Consider the following 19,692-nt stretch of genomic DNA (forward strand, 5'->3'; position numbering starts at 1 on the left):
TGCGGGGGTTGGCTGGCAGGGTAAAACTGCACCCATGTCGACCGATGCAACCCCGGAACCGATCCGCCTGACACTCCATTCGGAGGCCGAAACCCGCGCTCTGGCGGGGCGGTTGGTGGAAATTCTGGGGCCCGGCGACACGATCCTTCTGAAAGGGCCGATCGGCGCCGGCAAGACCGCCCTGTCACGCGCGCTGATCCACGCGTTTCAACAGGCGGCCGGGGACATCGCCGAAGACGTGCCTTCCCCGACCTTCACGCTGGTGCAGACCTACCGGGCCGGGGCGTTGGAAATCTGGCACGCGGATCTTTACCGGCTGACCCATCCTGACGAGGTTGTCGAACTTGGGCTAGAGGACGCCTTTGCCACGGCCCTGTGTCTGGTCGAATGGCCCGACCGGTTGGGGGACTTGGCACCCGAGGGCGCCCTTTCCGTGACCCTGGAGCCGGGGGCGGAGGAGGAGACACGCCTCCTGACCTTTGACACCACCAGCCCGGCATGGCGCAGCCGATTGGCCCCGGTGCTTGAACCTGCGGCGAACGATGCCTGACCGCGCCGCCCTTCGCGATGCTTTCCTTTCCCGGGCGGGATGGGGCGGGGCCGTCCGTCGGCCGCTGGCCGGCGATGCCTCCAACCGCCGCTATGACCGGCTGACCGGCGGGCCAGGCGGCGCTGGAGCCGTGCTGATGGATGCCGCGCCCGAAAAGGGCGAAGATGTCCGTCCCTTCGTCGCGATTGCACGGCACCTGTCGGGGCTCGGTCTCTCTGCCCCCCGCATCCTGGCAGACGACCCAGACCACGGTTTCCTTCTGTTGGAAGACCTCGGCGACGACCTGTTCGCCCGCGTGGCCAAACAGGCGCCTGACATGGAACCACCGCTCTACGAGGCCGCGGTCGATGTTCTGGCCGCCTTGCACAGCGCCCCCCTGCCCGCGGGGCTTGCCGCCTATGACGCGCCCTTGATGGCGGATCTCGCCTGCCTGCCCTTCGACTGGTACATACCCGCCCTCGACCGGCCCGCCCCGGATGATGAACGGGCCGCATTCCGCGACGCGATCAAACGCCGACTGGCGGCGCTGCCGGACGATCCGGTCCTCGTCCTCCGGGACTATCACGCGGAAAACCTGCTTTGGCTGCCCGACCGCGCGGGGATCGCGCGGGTGGGGCTTCTGGATTTTCAGGACGCGATGACCGGGCATCGCGCCTATGACCTCGTCTCGCTTCTGGAAGACGCCCGCCGCGACGTGCCGGAGGATCTGCAAGCCCGGATGCGCGCGCGGTATGTTGCGGCCGCCGGGATCGACGCGGGCGCCTTCGATGCCGCCTATGCCCTGATGGGCGCGCAGCGCAATCTGCGCATCCTCGGGGTGTTCGCCCGGCTGTGCGTCCGCGACGGCAAACCGGGATACCTGCCGATGATGGGCCGGGTCTGGGGCCACCTGATGCGCGATCTGGCCCACCCATCAATGGCCGATCTGCAAGAGCGGGTGATACGCCTTCTGCCGCCCCCCGACCCCGACATTCTTGACAGGATCGCCAGCCGATGCGCCCCGACGCGGTGATGCTGTTTGCCGCCGGGTTCGGCACGCGGATGGGCGCCCTGACCGCCACGCGCCCGAAACCGTTGATCGAGGTCGCCGGTCGCCCGCTGATCGACCATGCGCTGGCCCTTGTGGATGAGGCCGGCATCGGGCGATGCGTCGTGAACACGCACTATCTGGCCGATCAGATTCACGCTCACCTGCGGGGCCGCGGGGATGTCCTGATCTCGCACGAAAGCCCGCGGATCCTCGACACCGGCGGGGGGCTGCTGCAGGCCCTGCCGCGTCTGGATGGAGACGCCGTTTTCACGCTGAACAGCGACGCCGTGTGGACCGGGAACAATCCGCTGACGCAACTCACCCGGGCGTGGGAGCCGGAAAAGATGGATGCCCTTCTGTTGCTGGTCCCGCCCGGAAACGCACGGGGCCATACCGGAACCGGCGATTTCGTCATGTCCGCCGACGGCCGGCTCTGCCGCGGTCCCGGGGCCATCTACACCGGTGCGCAAATCCTCAAGACCGCAACGCTGGCCGATCCTCCGGCGGATGCCTTTTCGCTGAACGTGATCTGGGACAGGCTGCTGCAGGACGGCCGTCTTTACGGCGCGGTGCATGCGGGCGGCTGGTGCGATGTCGGGCATCCGGGCGGGATCGCGATGGCAGAGGCGATGCTGGCCGGGACGGACGATGTTTGAGACACCCGGCCCCCGCGTCTTCGGCCTGCCCCCCGGTGCCGATTTCCCGAAGGCGGTGCTGGCCGGGCTGGAACAGAGACTGTCCGGCCAACCGCCCGAAGCATGGGCGCGGGTCGAGATCTGGGTGAACACCCAGCGGATGCGCCGGCGGTTGCAGGATTTGCTGCTGGACGGACCCCCGCGCCTTTGGCCCCGCATCCGGCTGGTCGGCGATCTGGGGCGGCATCCGATCCTGTCGGACCTGCCCCCGGCGCCCTCGCCCCTGCGGCGGCGGCTGGAACTGGCACAACTCGTGCGCGCGCTTCTGGAAAGCGCCCCGGATCTGGCCCCGCGCAGCGCGGTATTCGACCTTGCCGACAGCCTTGCCGCCCTGATGGACGAGATGCAGGCCGAAGGTGTTCCCCCCACCGCGCTGCGCAATCTCGATGTCGGGGCCTTGTCCGCCCATTGGGCACGGTCGCTGCAATTCCTGACGCTGGTTGAGGACTATCTGCGAACCGCAGGCGCCGCACCGGGCGAAGGCGCGGCCCAGCGCCTTGCCGCTGAACGGCTGACCCGGCTTTGGCAGATTGAACCGCCGGAACATCCGGTGCTCGCGGTCGGCTCCACAGGATCGCGGGGCGCGATTTCGCTGTTCCTTCAGGCGGTCGCCCGGCTGCCGCAGGGGGCGGTTGTGCTGCCGGGGTTCGACTTTGACATGCCCGGGCCGGTTTGGGCCACGCTTGAAGACGCGCGCGCGGCAGAGGATCACCCGCAATTCAGGTTTCGCCGGCTGCTTGACGCGCTTGACCTTGACCCCGCCGGCGTGAACCCCTGGACCGACATCACCGCGCCCTGCCCCGGCCGGAACCGGCTGATCTCGCTATCGTTGCGCCCCGCCCCGGTGACCGACCAGTGGATGGAGGACGGCCCCGGGCTGACCGACCTGATCCCGAGCACCGAGGCGGTCACGCTGATCGAGGCGCCATCACCCCGGGCCGAGGCATTGGCCATCGCCTTGTGCCTGCGCGACGCGGTTGAGAGCGGCACCCGCGCAGCCCTTATCACGCCCGACCGCGTTCTGACCCGGCAGGTTACCGCGGCACTCGACCGGTGGGGCATTCTGCCCGATGACAGTGCTGGCCTTCCGCTGCCCCTGTCGCCCCCGGGGCGGTTCCTGCGGCAGGTGGCGGCGCTCTTCGGGCATCGGCTGACCCTGCGCGACCTGCTGGCGCTGCTGAAACACCCCCTTGCGGCCTCTACCCCCGGGCAAAGGGCCGGTCACCTGTTGTGGACCCGGGAACTGGAACTGCATCTGCGCCGGGAGGGAGCAGCGTTCCCCGGGCGCCGCGCCCTGATCGCGTGGGCAGGGAAAGGGCCGGAGGACGGGCGTGCGGCTTGGGCGGAGTGGTTGGCCGAGACGGTAGAGGGGGCCGATCTGGGCGGAACCGCCGCCCTGACCGATCACGTGGCGCGCCACCTGGCCCTCGCCGAAAGGCTTGCCGCGGGTCCGGGGGCAGACGGGAGCGGCGCGCTGTGGGCCGAGGATGCGGGCGGCGTGGCGCAGGAGCTTTGCGCCCATCTGCAGGCAGAGGCAGAGGCCGGCGGTGACATGACGCCCACGGAATATGCCGACCTTTTCCACGGGATCCTCCAGACAAAAGACGTGCGCAGCGCCGTCGAACCCCATCCCGGTGTCATGATCTGGGGCACGCTGGAGGCGCGGGTGCAAGGCGCAGACCTCGTCCTTCTGGCCGGGTTGAATGAGGGCACATGGCCCGGCACGCCGCCGCCCGACCCGTGGCTGAACCGGCAAATGCGCCATGACATGGGGCTGCCGGTGCCGGAACGGCAGATCGGGTTGTCCGCCCATGACTTTCAGCAGGCCATCGGCGCGCCGCGCGTCGTCCTTGCCCGCGCAATCCGGGATGCAGAGGCACAGACCGTCCCGGCGCGCTGGCTGAACCGGTTGACGAACCTTCTGGGCGGTCTGCCCGATCAGGGCGGGAATGAGGCGTTGAGCGCCATGCGACGGCGGGGGCAGCGCTGGCTGGACATGGCCGCAGAACTGGACCGCCCCGACACATCCGTGGCCCCTGCCCCGCGCCCGTCCCCCCGGCCGCCTGTGGAGGATCGACCCCGTCAGCTTTCGGTCACCGGGGTCGAACGGCTGATCCGCGATCCTTACGCGATTTATGCGGAGAAGATGCTGGGCCTCAGGCGGCTCGACCCGCTGGTCCATGTGGCCGATGCCCCCTTGCGCGGGTCGGTCCTGCACCGGGTGATGGAACGGTTTCTGGACATGCCGGTCGAACCGGATGCAGAGGCTGCCCGCGCGCGTCTGCTGACCCTGGCCGATACAATCCTTGCAGAAGAGGCCCCCTGGCCCGCCGCCCGGATCCTTTGGCGGGCAAGGCTGGCGCGGGTGGCCGACGTCTTCCTGCGCGAAGAAGCCCTGCGCCAGACACGCGCGACCTGCATCGGGCGGGAGCGGAAAGGATCGGTCACGCTGGGCAGCGGCTTTGCCCTGACGGCCAAGGCGGACCGGATCGACCGGACCGAGAATGGCCGGATCATCCTTTACGACTACAAGACCGGGACGCCGCCCAGCCTGAAAGCGATGGAAGCCTTCGACAAGCAGCTTTTGCTGGAGGCCTGCATCGCCGAACGGGGCGGGTTTGAAGATATCCCCGCCGCGCGCGTCGACCATGTGGCCTATATCGGGCTCGGCAATCCGCCGAAGACGGTCTGCAATCCGCTGGACGGCAACCTTGTTGCGAAGACATGGGCAGAGTTGAACGCCCTGATCGCAAGCTATGAGCGGCAAGACCAAGGCTATACCGCGCGAAGCCGGCTGCAAAAGCGCAGCGATACGACCGATTATGACCTGTTGTCCCGCTATGGCGAGTGGGACGAAACGGACGACCCGGAACCGGAGGATGTCGGCGGATGACACGGAACCCGGCGACCGAGCGGCAGATTCAGGCAGCCGACCCCGTCAACTCCACATGGCTGTCGGCCAATGCCGGGTCGGGCAAGACGCGCGTCTTGACCGACCGGGTGGCGCGGCTGTTGCTGGACCATGTGCGGCCGGAGCGGATCCTGTGCCTGACCTACACCAAGGCCGCGGCAAGCGAGATGCAGAACCGGCTGTTCAGCCGTCTGGGTAACTGGGCGATGCTGGACGATACCGAACTGGGCCGCACCCTGTGGGAGCTTGGGGTCGACGGCCCGGTTGATCCGGACATGCTGCGGCAGGCGCGGCGGCTGTTCGCGCGCGCGATCGAGACGCCGGGCGGGTTGAAGATCCAGACGATCCACTCCTTCTGCGCGGGGCTGTTGCGCCGCTTTCCGCTGGAGGCGGGGGTATCGCCGGGCTTTGCCGATCTGGATGAGAGGACCGCGAAACGCCTGCGCGCCGAGATCGTGGAGGACATGGCCGAGGGGCCGGAGGCGGGGCTGCTGGCCGATCTGGCGCGGTACTACACCGGCGACGATCTGGATGGCCTGACCGCGGAGATTGCCGGGCATCGGGACAGGCTGGCGAAGTCGATGGAGGACCCGGCGATCTGGCGCCTTTTCGGCCTGCCGCGGGAGTATGACGAGACGACCCTTCTGGCGCAGGTGTTTCTTGGGGGCGAAAACGATCTGATCCGCCAAGTGGTGCCGGTTCTCGCCGCGGGCAGCAAGACCGATCAGAAGGCCGCGGCAACCTTGGACCCGTTGGTCGGGGAAGGCCCCGGCTTGCCCTTGCTGACACAGTTGGAGGGCTTGTTCCTGACCGGGGCGACTGCGAAATCGCCGTTTTCGGCCAAGATAGGGTCTTTCCCGACCAAGGCGACGCAAAAGGCCCTGGGTTCGTTGATGGCCGATCTCGATGCGCTGATGGTCCGGGTGGAGGATGCCCGGCAACGGCGCATCGCCCTGTCCGCCGCGCGCCGGACGCGCGCGCTGCACCGCTTTGCGGGGGCGTTCCTGAAACGCTACGAGGCGCGGAAACTGGCGCAAGGCTGGCTCGACTTCGACGACATGATCCTGAAGGCGCGCACGCTTCTGACCGATCCGGGTGTCGCGCAATGGGTGCTGTTCCGGCTCGATGGGGGCTTGGATCATATCCTCGTGGACGAGGCGCAGGATACCAGCCCCGTGCAGTGGGATGTGATCGAGCTTCTGGCGCAGGAATTCACCGCCGGCGAAGGCGCACGGTCCGGGGTGGAGCGGACGATCTTCGTCGTCGGCGACAAGAAACAGTCGATCTATTCGTTTCAGGGCGCAGATCCCGACGGGTTCGACAGGATGAAGGCCACCTTCCGGGACCGGCTGGCCGGGATCGACCGCAATCTTGTGCCGCTGACGCTCGAATATTCCTTCCGCTCCGCCGAGGCGATCCTGTCGGTCGTCGATAAAACCTTTCCGCCGGACACGCCCCATGGGCTGGATCGGGAAATGCGGCACCGTGCCTTTCATGGCGATCTGCCCGGCCGGGTGGATCTGTGGCCCGTGGTCGAGGAGTCCGCCACAGACGAGCCCGGCCATTGGGCCGACCCCGTCGACATGCCCGCGGCAGAGCATCACATGGTGCGCCTTGCCCGGCGTGTCGCCGCAGAGGTCCGCGCAATGATCGACCGGGGCGAGACGCTGGCGGTCAAGCACAAGGACGGCCGGATCACCCGCCGCCCGGTGACCGAGGGCGATTTCCTGATCCTCGTCCAGCGGCGGTCGGATCTGTTCTATGAAATCATACGCGCCTGCAAGGCCGAGGGGCTGGAGATCGCCGGGGCCGACCGCCTGAAAATCGCGGCCGAACTTGCGGTTCGCGATCTGGTCGCGCTGCTGTCATTCCTGGCCTTGCCCGAGGATGACCTGTCCCTTGCCTGTGCGCTGCGTTCACCGCTGTTCGGCTGGTCGGAAGATGCGCTCTACCGGCTCGGCGCGAAACGGGGAAAGGCCTATCTGTGGCAGACCCTGCGCGGGGCGGATTGGGCTGAAACAGAGACTGTATCGGTATTGAAATCCCTGCGGGACGAGGCCGATTTCCTGCGGCCCTACGAGTTGCTTGAACGGATCCTGACCCGGCATGACGGACGCCGCCGCCTGACCGCGCGGCTGGGGCAAGAGGCCGAAGACGGGATCGACGCGCTGCTGGATCAGGCGCTGGCTTACGAACGGGTCGAGGTACCTTCGCTGACCGGCTTTCTCGCCTGGCTGGAAAGTGGCGAGGTGGAGGTCAAGCGCCAGCTCGATTCCGCGGGCGACCGGATCCGCGTGATGACCGTGCATGGCGCAAAGGGGTTGGAGGCCCCCATCGTCATCCTGCCCGATTGCGGGGCGCGCCGCGTCGATATCCGCGATCAGTTGCTGACCCTCGACGATGGCAGCGTGGTCTGGAAAACCCCGTCCGGGGAGCGACCGACACGTCTGGAAGACGCCTATGCCCGGCGCATCACGCGGGAACAGGCAGAGCGGCAGCGCCTGCTTTACGTTGCCATGACCCGGGCCGAACAGTGGCTGATCGTGGGGGCGGCTGGAAAGCTGTCGCCGGACGGGTCCGACTGGTACAGCCTTGTTCAGGCCGGGATGCACCGCGCAGGCGCGGATCCCCAGGATTTCGCGTTCGGGGCGGGCCTGCGCGTCGACCGCGGACACTGGCAGAAGGGGGACGTCGAGCAGCCCGCAGACATAATCGCTCAACCCGCTGACCTTCCCGAATGGGCGATGGTCGAGGTTCCGCGGCCCGAACGGCCCGCCCAACCGGTTTCCCCCTCCAACCTCGGCGGGGCGAAGATCCTTGGCGGGGACGGCGAGGGGCTGGAGGCGGAGGCCGCGAAGGCGCGGGGGACGTGGATTCACCTGTTGCTGGAACACCTGACCGACGTGGCAGAAGAGGCCCGCGCACAGCAGGCCAGCGCCTTGCTGACAACATGCACACCATCCGCGGCGGAGACCGAGATCGCGCAGCTTGTGGAAGAAGCGCAAAGGATCCTCGCGACACCCGATCTTGCCCATGTGTTTGCGCCCGAGACACTGGCCGAGGTCGAGCTTGCCGCGCCGATCGGTCAAACCATGATCCGTGGCACCATAGATCGGTTGCTGGTCGCCCCCGACCATGTGCTGGCCGTCGATTTCAAGACCAACGCCGTGGTGCCCAGCCATGTCGACGATGTGCCCGAGGGGTTGTTGCGCCAGATGGGGGCCTATGCGCAGGCGCTGACCCAGATCTATCCCGCCCATCGAATCGAGACGGCAATCCTGTGGACGCGAACCGCGACGCTGATGCCGATCCCGCCCGGGCTTGCCGCGGCGGCCTTGGCCCGCGCTGCGCTGCCTTGACGCGTTCCCGCCCGCTGCTTACCTTCCGGCGGGACTTTCAAGGTTCCAAGGAGACACCCCAATGGCAACCCAAGCCGTCACCGACGACACCTTCGACGCCGAGGTGCGTAACTCCGACATCCCCGTGGTTGTCGATTTCTGGGCCGAATGGTGCGGCCCCTGCAAACAGATCGGCCCCGCGCTGGAAGAACTGTCGGACGAGTTCGAAGGCAAGGTGAAGATCGTCAAGGTGAATGTCGACGACAACCCCTCCAGCCCCGCCCAGATGGGCGTGCGCGGCATCCCGGCGCTGTTCCTGTTCAAGGGCGGCGAGGTTGTTTCCAGCAAGATCGGCGCCGCGCCCAAGGCCGCCCTGAAGAACTGGATCGAAGACTCCGTCTGATCCTTTCATCAGAAGACTGAGACAAAGGGGCGCTTTCGCGCCCCTTTTGCATGGGCGGGTTGTGGGGCAGCATTCGGCGCATATATGGGCTCCAACCCGAATGGAGGGGCAAAATGGCAGAGCAGGACTTTCCCGGTTGGCACGGGACCACGATCATGGGCGTCAAGCGCGGCGGCGAGGTCGTCATCGCGGGCGACGGTCAGGTCAGCCTGGGCCAGACCGTCATCAAGGGGACCGCGCGCAAGGTGCGCCGACTGTCCCCCGGGGGCTATGACGTGGTGGCGGGCTTTGCCGGGTCGACCGCCGATGCCTTCACGCTGCTGGAACGGCTGGAAGCCAAGCTGGAAAAGGCACCGGGCCAGTTGCAGCGCGCGGCGGTCGAACTGGCCAAGGACTGGCGGACCGACAAGTACCTGCAAAAGCTGGAAGCGATGCTGATCGTCAGCGACGGGGACGAGATGTATGTCATCACCGGCGCAGGCGATGTGCTGGCCCCCGAACATGACGTGGCCGCCATCGGATCGGGCGGGAACTATGCACTGGCCGCGGCGCGCGGGCTGATGGAAACCGCGATGTCGGCTGAAGAAATCGCCCGGAAGGCGATGGCGATTGCCGCCGACATCTGCGTGTACACGAATGGCAACCTGACGGTGGAGACGATTTCGAAATGACCGACCTGACCCCCCGCGAAATCGTCTCGGAGCTCGACCGGTTCATCATCGGGCAGAACGACGCCAAGCGCGCGGTTGCCGTGGCGCTTCGCAACCGTTGGCGGCGCAAGCAGCTGGCCGACGATCTGCGTGAAGAGGTCTACCCCAAGAACATCCTGATGATCGGCCCCACCGGCGTCGGCAAGACCGAGATATCGCGCCGCTTGGCCCGGCTGGCCCGCGCGCCCTTCATCAAGGTGGAGGCGACGAAGTTCACCGAGGTCGGCTATGTCGGGCGTGACGTGGAACAGATCATCCGCGATCTGGTGGACAGCGCCATTGCCCAGACCCGCGAATGGATGCGCGAGGACGTGAAAGCCGCCGCCCATCAGGCCGCCGAGGACCGGGTGATCGAGGCGATTGCGGGCACGGACGCCCGCGAACAGACGCGGGAGATGTTCCGAAACAAGCTGAAGAAGGGTGAGCTTGATGACAAGCTGATCGAGCTGGAACTCACCGACAGTTCCAACCCGCTGCCGATGATGGACATCCCCGGCATGCCGCCGGGGCAGGGGGCCGGCATGATGAATCTGGGCGACCTCTTCGGCAAGGCGTTCGGGGGCCGGACGGTCAAGAAGAAGATGTCGGTGGCCGACAGCTATGACATCCTGATCCAGGAAGAGGCCGACAAACTGCTGGACGATGAAAGCGTCAACCGCGCCGCGCTGGAGGCGGTTCAGGAAAACGGCATCGTCTTCCTCGATGAGATCGACAAGGTCTGTGCCCGGTCCGATGCCCGCGGGGCCGATGTCAGCCGGGAAGGGGTCCAGCGCGACCTGCTGCCCTTGATCGAAGGCACAACCGTGTCGACCAAGCACGGATCGGTCAAGACGGACCATATCCTGTTCATCGCGTCGGGCGCGTTCCACATCGCCAAGCCGTCGGATCTGCTGCCGGAATTGCAGGGCCGCTTGCCGATCCGGGTGGAGTTGCGCCCGCTGACCGAGGCCGATTTCGTGCGCATCCTGACCGAGACCGACAACGCGCTGACGCTGCAATATACCGCGTTGATGGGCACCGAACAGGTGAAGGTCAGCTTCACCGAGGACGGGATCGCCGCCCTTGCCCGGATCGCGGCCGAGGTGAATGAAAGCGTCGAGAATATCGGGGCCCGGCGGCTTTACACGGTGATGGAACGTGTTTTCGAGGGGCTGAGCTTCACCGCGCCCGACCGCGCGGGCGAAGCCATCGAGGTCAACGCCGCATTCGTCGAGGAAAACCTTGGGGAACTGACGCGGTCAACGGACATGACGCGCTACATCCTGTAGCGTCCGGGCGCGTTTGGTCCTGCGGCGGCGTTACCGATGCCGGCGCAGGTACACATAGAACGCGCCGTCCCCGCCATGGCGCCGGTGGGCCGGGGCCACCTGTTGAACGGCCGCCGCCAAGGGGGCCTGGTGCAGCCAGTGGGGCACCTGCCGGCGCAGCACGCCACGGCGATCGGGGATCGGCCCGCCACCATCGTCGTCGCGCCCCTTGCCGGTAATGATCAGGACAAGCCGGCGGCCCTTCCCGTGATTTCTCAGGATGAAACCCGTCAGCGCTGGATGCGCCTGGGCCAGGGTCATCCCATGCAGATCAAGCCGGGCCTCAGGGTCCAGCTTGCCGCCCGTCATCCGAGAGAAGGTCTTTCGATCCATCCGTACCGGAACCTTCGGCACCGGATCGGAAAAAGACGCGGTCGAGGTCTGGGGGGTCGACCTTGATCCAACCTGAAACGGCGTCAGCGGGTTTTCGGATTTCGTATCAGGCTGCGGCTTGGGGGGTTTCGCCGGAAACGGCTCCGGCTCGTCCACCCGGGCTTGGCGTTTGCCATGCATGGGTCGCGCCTGCCGGGCGACATGGTCCCACAAGGCACGTTCCTCATGGCTCAGGGTCCGGCGGCGTTTCCCCCCCATCGCACGGCCCCCAAGGAGGGGATCACTCGCCGGTGGCGACCAGTTGCCAGTTCGGATCGTCGCTGCCCATGCGGCGGGCAAATGTCCACACATCGCGCTGGCGCTTGATCTCGTTGGGGCTGCCCTCGATGATATCGCCGGCCTTGTTGCGCACGACCGAGGTCAGTTCGCCCACGAACCGCACGGTCAGTTCGGCCTCGCCAGTGTCGCGATCGAAGGTGGCGTCTTTCAGAACAAGCTCGCGCACCCCGACGAAATGCGCATCCACGCTCAGGCCCTGATCCTCGCGCAGGTTCACCACATCGGCAAAGCTGTCATGCACATCTTCCGACAGGAAGGGGCGAACATCGTCCAGGTTGCCATGCTCGAACGCCATCAGGATCATCTCATACGCACCGCGGGCGCCATGCAGAAACTCCCCGACGACGAAACCCGGCTCCGCCATCTTCATCGCGGCAAGGGCCTTCGCCGCGTCACTGCCATCGGGCACGTGATCGGTGATGTCGGTATCGGGTCCTCCCTCGATCACCTCGAATTCCCGGCGGCCATCGCCCCGGCGGGAGGAGGGGTCGGGCATCGCCACCGGCGGCTTCTCGAATCCATCCCGCGTTCCCAGGACCGAGCGCAGCCGCAGGATCAGGAAAACGGCAATGCCTGCGAGAACGAGAAGTTGGATGATGGCAGAGCTCATGAAAACCTCGGAGTGCGCGGGAAGGGTTTGTATCGTAGCGTCACGCCACATATGTAAGGGAGCGTTCGGGTCAAGTCCACAAGACCCGCGACGCATGATAGAGGTTTAAATATGTGGCTCTTCCTTCTGTTCCTGTCCGTTCCGCTGATCGAGATCACGCTTTTCATCCAGGTCGGCGGCCTGATCGGGCTTTGGCCGACACTGGGAATTGTGGTGCTGACCGCGATCCTTGGAACATGGCTGATGCGGCAGCAGGGGGCCCATGCCATTGATCAGTTGCGCCGATCCTTTCAGGAATTGCGCGACCCGGCAGAGCCGTTGGCCCATGGCGCGATGATCCTGTTTTCCGGCGCGCTGCTGCTGACACCGGGCTTTTTCACCGATGCGGTAGGCTTTGCGCTTTTGATGCCGCCGGTACGTGCGGCGGCCTATCGGTATCTGTCAAAGCGGATCGTGGTTCAGACGATGACCTACGGCAATGCACCCCAGCGCCCGATGCACGGCCAGGCCGATGTGATCGACGGCGATTTCGAAGAGGTTCCGCCGCCGGGAAACAGCCCGCATTCACCCTCTGGCTGGACGCAGCATTGAGCCGTTGGGGCCAAGCTGTTAAGGACCGCCTCAATGTAAACTTTGGCAGGAGAGTGCCATGAGCGAAACCGAAGGCAACGGCGCAGCCGCGCAGCCGCCGCAAGTGAAAATGCAGGTTCTGGGTCAGTTCATCCGGGACATGTCGTTCGAAAACATCCTTGTCCGCAAGGGCGTTCAGGGCGAGATGACGCCCGATATCACCGTTCAGGTGGCGCTTGACGCGCGCAAGCGTCAGCCCGACCACCAGTACGAGGTGATCACCAAGTTCACCATCTCGTCGAAAAACAAGGGCGACGAAACCCAGCTTTTCCTGATGGAACTGGAATATGGCGGGGTCTTCCACGTCGAGAACGTGCCCGAAGAGCAGCTTCATCCCTTCCTGTTGATCGAATGCCCGCGGATGCTCTTCCCGTTCGTGCGCCGGATCGTGTCCGACGTCACGCGCGATGGTGGCTTCCCGCCCCTGAACCTGGAACCGGTGGATTTCGTGGCGCTCTACCGTCAGGAAATCGCGCGCCGTGCCGCTGAACAGCAGGCCCAAGCTGCGCCCGCGAACTGACGTTCAGTCGAACGTTTTCCAAAGCGCGTCGTCGCCCAGCTCTGCCACGAAGGCAGCATGGGCGGCGGCTTCCCCGTCTGTAATGCGCGCGGGCAGGGGCGCCGGCCGGGCCCGGGGACGCCACGCCTGTGCATCACCTGCGGCGGTGCCCGCGTTTTGCCCTTGGGCGGACAGGCCGAAATCCGGCTGACGCCCTCCGATCAGTTCCAGATAAACCTCTGCCAGGATTTCGGAGTCGAGCAGCGCGCCGTGCTTTTCACGTGCGGAATTGTCGACACCAAATCGGCGGCACAAGGCATCCAGCGTGGCGGGAGAGCCGGGAAATCTCTGCCGCGCCATGGCCAGCGTATCGATGGCCTGATCCCAGGGCAGTTGCGGCAGACCGAGCCAACCGAGTTCCGCGTTCAGGAATTTCATGTCGAAGGCGGCGTTGTGAATCACCAGCTTCGCATCACCGACGAAGTCGAGAAAAGCCTGCCCGATCTTTGCAAAAACAGGCTGGTCGCGCAGGAAGTCATCGCCCAACCCATGCACCTCGAACGCCTCTTGCGGCATGGGGCGTTCGGGGTTGATGTACTGGTGATAGGTCTGTCCCGTGGGCAAATGGTTCCAGAGTTCCACGGCGCCGATTTCAACGATCCGGTGGCCCTCTGACGGTTCAAACCCCGTGGTTTCGGTATCGAGAACGATTTCACGCATGCGTTTCTGTCAGCCTTTTCACCAAGGCTTGCACGTCTGCCCGGGTCTGTTCAAGCGTCCGTGTCTCGATCAGGTAATCGGCACGCCGCCGTTTTTCTGAATCTGCAAGCTGTTTGCCAAGAAGGGTCTGAAACTGCGCATCCGTCATGCCCGGACGTGACAGAACGCGCCGCCGCTGCAAGTCCGGATCGGCCGTGACCACGAGCACCGCATCAAGGTCGGTCTCTGCTCCGGTTTCAAAGAGCAGGGGGATATCGAGGACGACAAGCGGCGCGCCCGCATGGTTTTCGATAAACGCCTTGCGGTCCTTGGCGACAAGCGGATGTACGGCGTGTTCGATCCGCGCCAAGGCGCCCGGATCCTGCGCGATCCACGCCTTCAGAACCGCGCGATCCACGCCGCCCTCGGCCACCGCGTCGGGGCAAAGCGCGTTGATCGCAGAAACCGCCGCGCCCCCCTTGGCATAAAGGCGGTGCACGGTGGCATCCGCATCCCAGACCGGCACGCCCAGATCGCGAAAGAACCCCGCGGTCGTCGATTTGCCCATGCCGATGGAGCCGGTCAGACCCAGCCGAAACGGTGTCGTCATTGGCCCAATAGAACAGCCCGCGCCGCGTCATCGACCTCCGGTCGACGTCCGAACCAGCGCTCAAAGCCCGGAACGGCCTGGTGCAGCAGCATGCCCAGCCCGTCGACCGCCACGCAGCCCTTGGCCCGCGCTTCGCGAAGCAGCGTTGTTTCCAGCGGCGTGTAGACGATGTCGGAGACCACCGCCGACGGCGACAATGCCTCTAGCGAAATCTTCAGATCGGGCTTGCCCACCATGCCTAGTGCTGTCGTGTTGACGACCGTCGTCGCCCCCTCGAACATCTCCGCCGCCTGGACCCATTCATAGACGACAATCTTGGGGCCAAACTCTGCCCGCAAGGCCTCTGCCCGCGAGCGTGTTCGGTTGCTGACCCGGATTTCCCGCACACCTTGTTCGGACAGGGCCGAAATCACGGCCCGCGCCGCGCCGCCCGCGCCCAGAACGGCGACCGGGCCGCTTGTCGCCTTCCATCCCGGCGCACCCTGGCGCAAATTCTCGATAAAGCCGACACCATCGGTGTTGTCGGCGTGCACCTTTCCATCCGCCCGAAAGATCAACGTATTCGCAGCCCCGATCAGCGCGGCCCGGTCAGAGACCAGATCGGCCAGCCCAAGGATCGTCTCCTTGTGGGGGATGGTCACGTTGATCCCCACGAACCCCATCCGGGGCAGGGCGGACAAGACATCCCTTAGGTCGGCCTGCGCCACATCCATCGGGATATAGTAGCCCCGTATCCCGTAGCGTTTCAGCCAGTGGCCATGCAGTTTCGGCGACTTGGAATGGGCAATGGGCGAGCCGATCACGCCAGCCAGCGGTATGCGATCCGTCATGCCATCAGAACTCCGCGTGTGGTGAGGAAGGTCAGAAGCGGCAACAATGGCAGCCCGAGAACATCGAAGTAATCGCCCTCGATCCTGGAAAACAGCCGCACGCCTTCTTCCTCCAGCTTGTAAGCCCCGACCGAGTCGCCCACCGCGGGCCAGTTCCGGTCGAGATAGTCGTCAAGATATCTATCGGAAAATGGACGCATCGTCAGCGTCACCTGTCCCACATGATGCCACAACTGTTGCAGATCGTCATATATCACGACAGCCGAAAGCAACTGATGCTGTCCACCCCGCATCGCGCGAAGCTGATCGCGGGCCTCGTCGATCGTTGCGGGTTTGGTCAGGACAGTGCCGTTGTGACAAAGCACCTGATCGCATCCGATCACCAGCGCCTCCGGCCTCTTCTGCGCGACCTTCTGTGCCTTCGCGGCGGCCAGCACTTCGGCAATCTCGGCCGGCTGGGCGCCCTCTTGTTCCAGTCCTTGTCGGATCGCGTCTTCGTCGATCCGTGCGGACATGACCGTGAAGGGCACGCCCGCGTTTTCCAGCAATGTCTTCCGGATGGCAGAGCCCGAGGCAAGAACGACAGGTTCGGTCATGGCTGGAGAATCCTGTGGAAAAAAGCCGGATGGCGTCGCGGTTGCGCGTGGATATCTCCGGCGGGTGCCTTTCGGGTGCCGACTATGGTGGAAAATGTCAAGCTTGTGACACCCCAAATCCACGGGGATGCCAGCGCCCGACGAAGTGTTAAGGAATCGTTACGATTGGAGTCATCCAAGGAAATCCACAGCCAGACGAAGGATCATGTGCCGGTAAGATACTGATTCTAAATGGGTAGTTTACCTAAAACTTGATTGACAAAAGATATCATCAGCTTTGTTCACAGATTGCCGTACTGTGGGCTGATCGGTGGATGCTTCGGTAATCCACATGCCCACAGGCCCTACCAAAACATCATCTTTTCTTTTCCTTCTTCTCTGTTCTAGAAGGACACCCGACGGTTAAGAACAGAAGAGCAGAGAAGAGGCATCCCATGGGCGATTTCCTGGCGTACATCTACCCTTGGACGAAATCGCTGCACATCATCGCTGTGCTGACATGGATGGCGGGTATCTTCTATCTGCCCCGTCTGTTCGTCTATCACACAGAGAAGGTGACCGTCGGTCAGGAAACCGACGCACTCTTCCAGGTGATGGAGATGAAGCTCTACCGCTACATCATGAACCCGTCGCTTATCGCCGTGTGGATTTTCGGCCTGTTGCTGGTCTTCACGCCGGGCATCGTCGACTGGTTGACGATCTGGCCCTACACCAAGGGCGCAGCGGTTATCGCCATGACGTGGTTCCATATGTGGCTGGGGGCACGGCGCAAGGATTTCGTGGCGGGGGCGAACAACCGCAGCGGCCGCACCTTCCGCATGATGAACGAACTGCCGACGATCCTGATGCTGGTGATCGTCTTCTCGGTGGTGGTGAAGTTCTAAGTGGATTGACTCACCGAAAAGGCGGGGCTATCTAGGCGCCTCACAGCCCGCCGTCCTGGCGCGGCTGCCGGCTTCCCCTTTCTGCTGCGCCCGAATGGCGCCCTGCCTTCGAAGTGTTCCCATGACCCAAGACTCGTTGAATCTGGCCGATCTCAAGGCCAAGAGCCCCAAGGACCTCCTCGCCATGGCGGAGGAGCTGGAGATCGAGAACGCCTCGACCATGCGCAAGGGCGACATGATGTTCTCCATCCTCAAGGAGCGCGCCGAAGAGGGTTGGGAAATCTCTGGCGATGGCGTGCTTGAGGTCTTGCAGGACGGGTTCGGCTTCCTGCGCTCGCCCGAAGCGAACTATTTGCCGGGGCCTGATGACATTTACGTCTCGCCCGACATGATCCGGCAGCATTCCCTGCGCACTGGCGACACCGTTCAGGGTGTGATGCAGGCCCCGCGGGAGAATGAGCGCTATTTCGCGATCACCAAGGTGACGGGCATCAACTTCCAGGAGCCGGAGAAGGCCCGCCACAAGATCAACTTCGACAACCTGACACCGCTTTACCCCGATGAGCGGCTGAAGATGGAAATCGAGGATCCGACCATCAAGGATCGGTCGGCCCGGATCATCGATCTGGTCTCACCCATCGGGAAGGGGCAGCGCTCGCTGATCGTTGCGCCGCCGCGGACGGGTAAGACCGTCTTGCTGCAGAACATCGCCCATTCGATCGAGGCGAACCACCCGGAATGCTACCTGATCGTGTTGCTGATCGACGAACGGCCCGAAGAGGTCACCGACATGCAACGCAGCGTGAAGGGCGAGGTGATTTCCTCCACCTTCGACGAACCGGCAACGCGGCACGTGGCTGTGGCCGAGATGGTGATCGAGAAAGCGAAACGTCTGGTCGAACATAAACGAGATGTTGTTATCCTTCTCGATTCGATCACCAGACTTGGCCGTGCTTACAACACCGTGGTGCCATCCTCGGGTAAGGTGCTGACCGGTGGTGTGGATGCAAACGCGCTGCAACGACCGAAACGCTTCTTCGGTGCCGCCCGGAATATCGAGGAAGGTGGGTCTCTGACCATCATCGCCACTGCGCTGATCGACACCGGCAGCCGGATGGACGAAGTCATCTTCGAGGAATTCAAGGGCACCGGCAACTCCGAGATCGTGCTGGATCGCAAGGTCGCCGACAAGCGCGTCTTCCCGGCGATGGACATCCTGAAATCCGGCACGCGGAAAGAGGATCTGCTGGTCGACAAGGCAGACCTGCAGAAGACCTTCGTTCTGCGCCGGATCCTGAACCCGATGGGCACCACCGATGCCATCGAGTTCCTGATTTCCAAGCTCAAGCAGACCAAGACCAATTCCGAATTTTTCGATTCGATGAACACCTGAGGCGATCCCGCCCGGAGGTGATCCTTGGACACGATATTCGCCCTTGCGACGGCGCGCGGTAAGGCGGGCGTCGCCGTTATTCGCATTTCCGGCCCGAAGGCAGGGCTAGCCGGGCGTATGCTGGCGGGATCCTTGCCAGAACCCCGGCAAGCCGGGCTTCGTCGTCTGCGGGATCCGGATGGCCAGTTGCTGGATGAGGCGCTGGTTCTCAGCTTCGGACACGGCGCCAGCTTTACCGGTGAAGACGTTGTAGAACTGCACTGTCACGGTAGCCCGGCGACCGTGAGCGCTGTTCTGAAAACGCTCGGTCAGATTGACGGTCTGCGCCTGGCCGAACCCGGGGAATTCACACGTCGGTCGCTGGAAAACGGTGTACTTGATCTTGCCCAGGTCGAAGGTCTTGGCGACTTGCTGGAGGCGGAGACCGAAGCACAGCGCCAACAGGCCTTGCGCGTGTTGACGGGCGCCCTTGGCCAAAAAGCCGACAAATGGCGGTCAGGCTTGATCCGGGCGGCGGCCTTGCTAGAGGCGACGATCGATTTCGCGGATGAGGATGTCCCTGTCGATGTCTCGGGCGAAGTCGATGATCTTCTGTCATCGGTCGCGGCGGATCTGACGGCAGAGGTCGCGGGTGTCGCCGTTGCCGAACGGATTCGCGACGGGTTCGAAGTGGCGATTGTTGGCCCACCCAACGCCGGGAAGTCGACGCTTCTGAATTTCATCGCGGGGCGAGAGGCCGCGATCACGTCGGAACATGCGGGTACCACCCGTGATGTGATCGAGGTGCGCATGGATCTGCATGGCCTGCCGGTGACGATCCTCGACACGGCGGGGTTGAGAGAGACCGGGGATGCGGTGGAGAGGATCGGGGTTGCCCGCGCGATTGAACGGGCGCGCGCCGCAGAGCTGCGTGTTTTCCTTTTGGATGAGACGGGGGCGACGGAAGGCTTGCAGCCAGAGCCGGAGGATCTTGTCGTTCAGGGAAAGGGGGATCTGGCATCGACCGGTGAATTCACGGTTTCCGGGAAGACGGGGCAGGGGGTCGAAACGCTGTTGCAGCGGATCACCGAACATCTGGAACGGCGTGCGGCACGGGCGGTGACCGCCACGCGGGAACGTCACCGCCAGGCGATGGTCCGTGCGACGACAGCTATTGAAGCGGCGCAGAATCAGCTATCCTTCGGGATGGACGGCGCAGAGATCGCGGCGGAGGATCTGCGAACGGCAGTCCGCGCGCTCGATTCGCTCGTTGGACGGATTGATGTCGAGCATCTGCTGGACGAAATCTTCTCGTCATTTTGCCTTGGGAAGTGAGGATTGTTTCA

The 19,692-nt window shown here is 64.5% G+C and carries 19 protein-coding genes; 13 read left to right on the top strand and 6 right to left on the bottom strand.

The annotated features are described in order from the left end of the window. The first annotated feature begins 34 nt into the window (after positions 1 to 34). From tsaE to hslU, 8 genes are all read left to right on the top strand, one after another. Positions 35 to 550 carry a tRNA (adenosine(37)-N6)-threonylcarbamoyltransferase complex ATPase subunit type 1 TsaE gene (tsaE, locus tag RGUI_RS11365; protein WP_081533167.1) on the top strand — a complete coding sequence of 172 codons (516 nt, stop codon included), beginning with the start codon at positions 35 to 37 and terminating at the stop codon, positions 548 to 550. Beyond that, positions 543 to 1,562 carry an aminoglycoside phosphotransferase family protein gene (locus tag RGUI_RS11370; RefSeq protein ID WP_081533168.1) on the top strand — a complete coding sequence of 340 codons (1,020 nt, stop codon included), beginning with the start codon at positions 543 to 545 and terminating at the stop codon, positions 1,560 to 1,562. The genes tsaE and RGUI_RS11370 overlap by 8 nt, the downstream gene beginning before the upstream one ends. Beyond that, positions 1,544 to 2,236: a nucleotidyltransferase family protein gene (locus RGUI_RS11375; protein ID WP_081533169.1), complete on the top strand. Its 693-nt coding sequence runs from the start codon at positions 1,544 to 1,546 to the stop codon at positions 2,234 to 2,236. Before RGUI_RS11370 ends, RGUI_RS11375 begins: the two co-directional genes overlap by 19 nt. Continuing rightward, the gene (gene addB, locus RGUI_RS11380; RefSeq protein WP_081533170.1) at positions 2,229 to 5,168 is read left to right on the top strand and encodes a double-strand break repair protein AddB; all 2,940 of its coding nucleotides are present in this window, start codon (positions 2,229 to 2,231) and stop codon (positions 5,166 to 5,168) included. Before RGUI_RS11375 ends, addB begins: the two co-directional genes overlap by 8 nt. Continuing rightward, positions 5,165 to 8,545, top strand: a complete 3,381-nt coding sequence (gene addA / locus RGUI_RS11385; protein WP_081533171.1) for a double-strand break repair helicase AddA — start codon at positions 5,165 to 5,167, stop codon at positions 8,543 to 8,545. Before addB ends, addA begins: the two co-directional genes overlap by 4 nt. Before the next feature lie 61 nt (positions 8,546 to 8,606). Continuing rightward, positions 8,607 to 8,927 (top strand): thioredoxin, encoded by a 321-nt coding sequence (trxA, locus tag RGUI_RS11390; RefSeq protein WP_081533172.1) that lies wholly within the window; start codon positions 8,607 to 8,609, stop codon positions 8,925 to 8,927. 113 nt (positions 8,928 to 9,040) lie between these two features. Then, a complete protein-coding gene (hslV, locus tag RGUI_RS11395; protein ID WP_081533173.1) occupies positions 9,041 to 9,598 on the top strand; it encodes an ATP-dependent protease subunit HslV in 558 nt (185 codons plus the stop codon). Further along, positions 9,595 to 10,905, top strand: coding sequence for an ATP-dependent protease ATPase subunit HslU (gene hslU, locus RGUI_RS11400; RefSeq protein ID WP_081533174.1), 1,311 nt, complete (start codon positions 9,595 to 9,597; stop codon positions 10,903 to 10,905). The genes hslV and hslU overlap by 4 nt, the downstream gene beginning before the upstream one ends. A 30-nt stretch (positions 10,906 to 10,935) precedes the next feature. Here the strand turns inward: hslU and RGUI_RS11405 are convergent, their stop codons facing one another. Together RGUI_RS11405 and RGUI_RS11410 are read right to left on the bottom strand one after the other, a co-directional pair. Next, on the bottom strand, positions 10,936 to 11,535 hold the full coding sequence (locus RGUI_RS11405; protein WP_081533175.1) for a Smr/MutS family protein: 600 nt from the start codon (positions 11,533 to 11,535) through the stop codon (positions 10,936 to 10,938). A gap of 22 nt (positions 11,536 to 11,557) precedes the next feature. After that, positions 11,558 to 12,226: a Tim44/TimA family putative adaptor protein gene (locus tag RGUI_RS11410; protein WP_081533176.1), complete on the bottom strand. Its 669-nt coding sequence runs from the start codon at positions 12,224 to 12,226 to the stop codon at positions 11,558 to 11,560. 111 nt (positions 12,227 to 12,337) lie between these two features. On the opposite strand from RGUI_RS11410, the gene RGUI_RS11415 reads away from it, so the two are divergent. Together RGUI_RS11415 and secB are read left to right on the top strand one after the other, a co-directional pair. Next, a complete protein-coding gene (locus tag RGUI_RS11415; RefSeq protein ID WP_081533177.1) occupies positions 12,338 to 12,817 on the top strand; it encodes an FxsA family protein in 480 nt (159 codons plus the stop codon). A 58-nt stretch (positions 12,818 to 12,875) separates the two neighbouring features. Continuing rightward, positions 12,876 to 13,376, top strand: coding sequence for a protein-export chaperone SecB (gene secB / locus RGUI_RS11420; RefSeq protein ID WP_081533178.1), 501 nt, complete (start codon positions 12,876 to 12,878; stop codon positions 13,374 to 13,376). Positions 13,377 to 13,379: 3 nt separating this feature from the next. On the opposite strand, the gene dnaQ is transcribed toward secB, so the two are convergent. Genes dnaQ through RGUI_RS11440 form a run of 4 tightly spaced genes read right to left on the bottom strand, consistent with a single transcriptional unit; the run spans position 13,380 to position 16,090 of the window. Beyond that, entirely contained in the window at positions 13,380 to 14,075 is a 696-nt protein-coding gene (gene dnaQ / locus RGUI_RS11425; RefSeq protein WP_081533179.1) for a DNA polymerase III subunit epsilon, read from the bottom strand. After that, the gene (coaE, locus tag RGUI_RS11430) at positions 14,068 to 14,664 is read right to left on the bottom strand and encodes a dephospho-CoA kinase (RefSeq protein WP_081533180.1); all 597 of its coding nucleotides are present in this window, start codon (positions 14,662 to 14,664) and stop codon (positions 14,068 to 14,070) included. Before coaE ends, dnaQ begins: the two co-directional genes overlap by 8 nt. Continuing rightward, the gene (locus tag RGUI_RS11435; RefSeq protein ID WP_081533181.1) at positions 14,661 to 15,494 is read right to left on the bottom strand and encodes a shikimate dehydrogenase; all 834 of its coding nucleotides are present in this window, start codon (positions 15,492 to 15,494) and stop codon (positions 14,661 to 14,663) included. The genes coaE and RGUI_RS11435 overlap by 4 nt, the downstream gene beginning before the upstream one ends. Further along, positions 15,491 to 16,090: a nucleoside triphosphate pyrophosphatase gene (locus tag RGUI_RS11440; protein ID WP_081533182.1), complete on the bottom strand. Its 600-nt coding sequence runs from the start codon at positions 16,088 to 16,090 to the stop codon at positions 15,491 to 15,493. Before RGUI_RS11440 ends, RGUI_RS11435 begins: the two co-directional genes overlap by 4 nt. A gap of 434 nt (positions 16,091 to 16,524) precedes the next feature. Between RGUI_RS11440 and RGUI_RS11445 the strand changes: the two genes are divergently transcribed. The 3 genes from RGUI_RS11445 (at position 16,525) to mnmE (ending at position 19,681) form a co-directional block, all read left to right on the top strand. Continuing rightward, positions 16,525 to 16,974: a CopD family protein gene (locus tag RGUI_RS11445; RefSeq protein ID WP_081533183.1), complete on the top strand. Its 450-nt coding sequence runs from the start codon at positions 16,525 to 16,527 to the stop codon at positions 16,972 to 16,974. Between the two features lie 121 nt (positions 16,975 to 17,095). Then, a complete protein-coding gene (rho, locus tag RGUI_RS11450; protein ID WP_081533184.1) occupies positions 17,096 to 18,367 on the top strand; it encodes a transcription termination factor Rho in 1,272 nt (423 codons plus the stop codon). Between the two features lie 24 nt (positions 18,368 to 18,391). After that, positions 18,392 to 19,681 (top strand): tRNA uridine-5-carboxymethylaminomethyl(34) synthesis GTPase MnmE, encoded by a 1,290-nt coding sequence (gene mnmE / locus RGUI_RS11455; protein ID WP_081533185.1) that lies wholly within the window; start codon positions 18,392 to 18,394, stop codon positions 19,679 to 19,681. Positions 19,682 to 19,692: the final 11 nt, after the last annotated feature.

This window comes from Rhodovulum sp. P5, assembly GCF_002079305.1.
In the GTDB taxonomy this organism is placed as follows: domain Bacteria; phylum Pseudomonadota; class Alphaproteobacteria; order Rhodobacterales; family Rhodobacteraceae; genus Rhodovulum.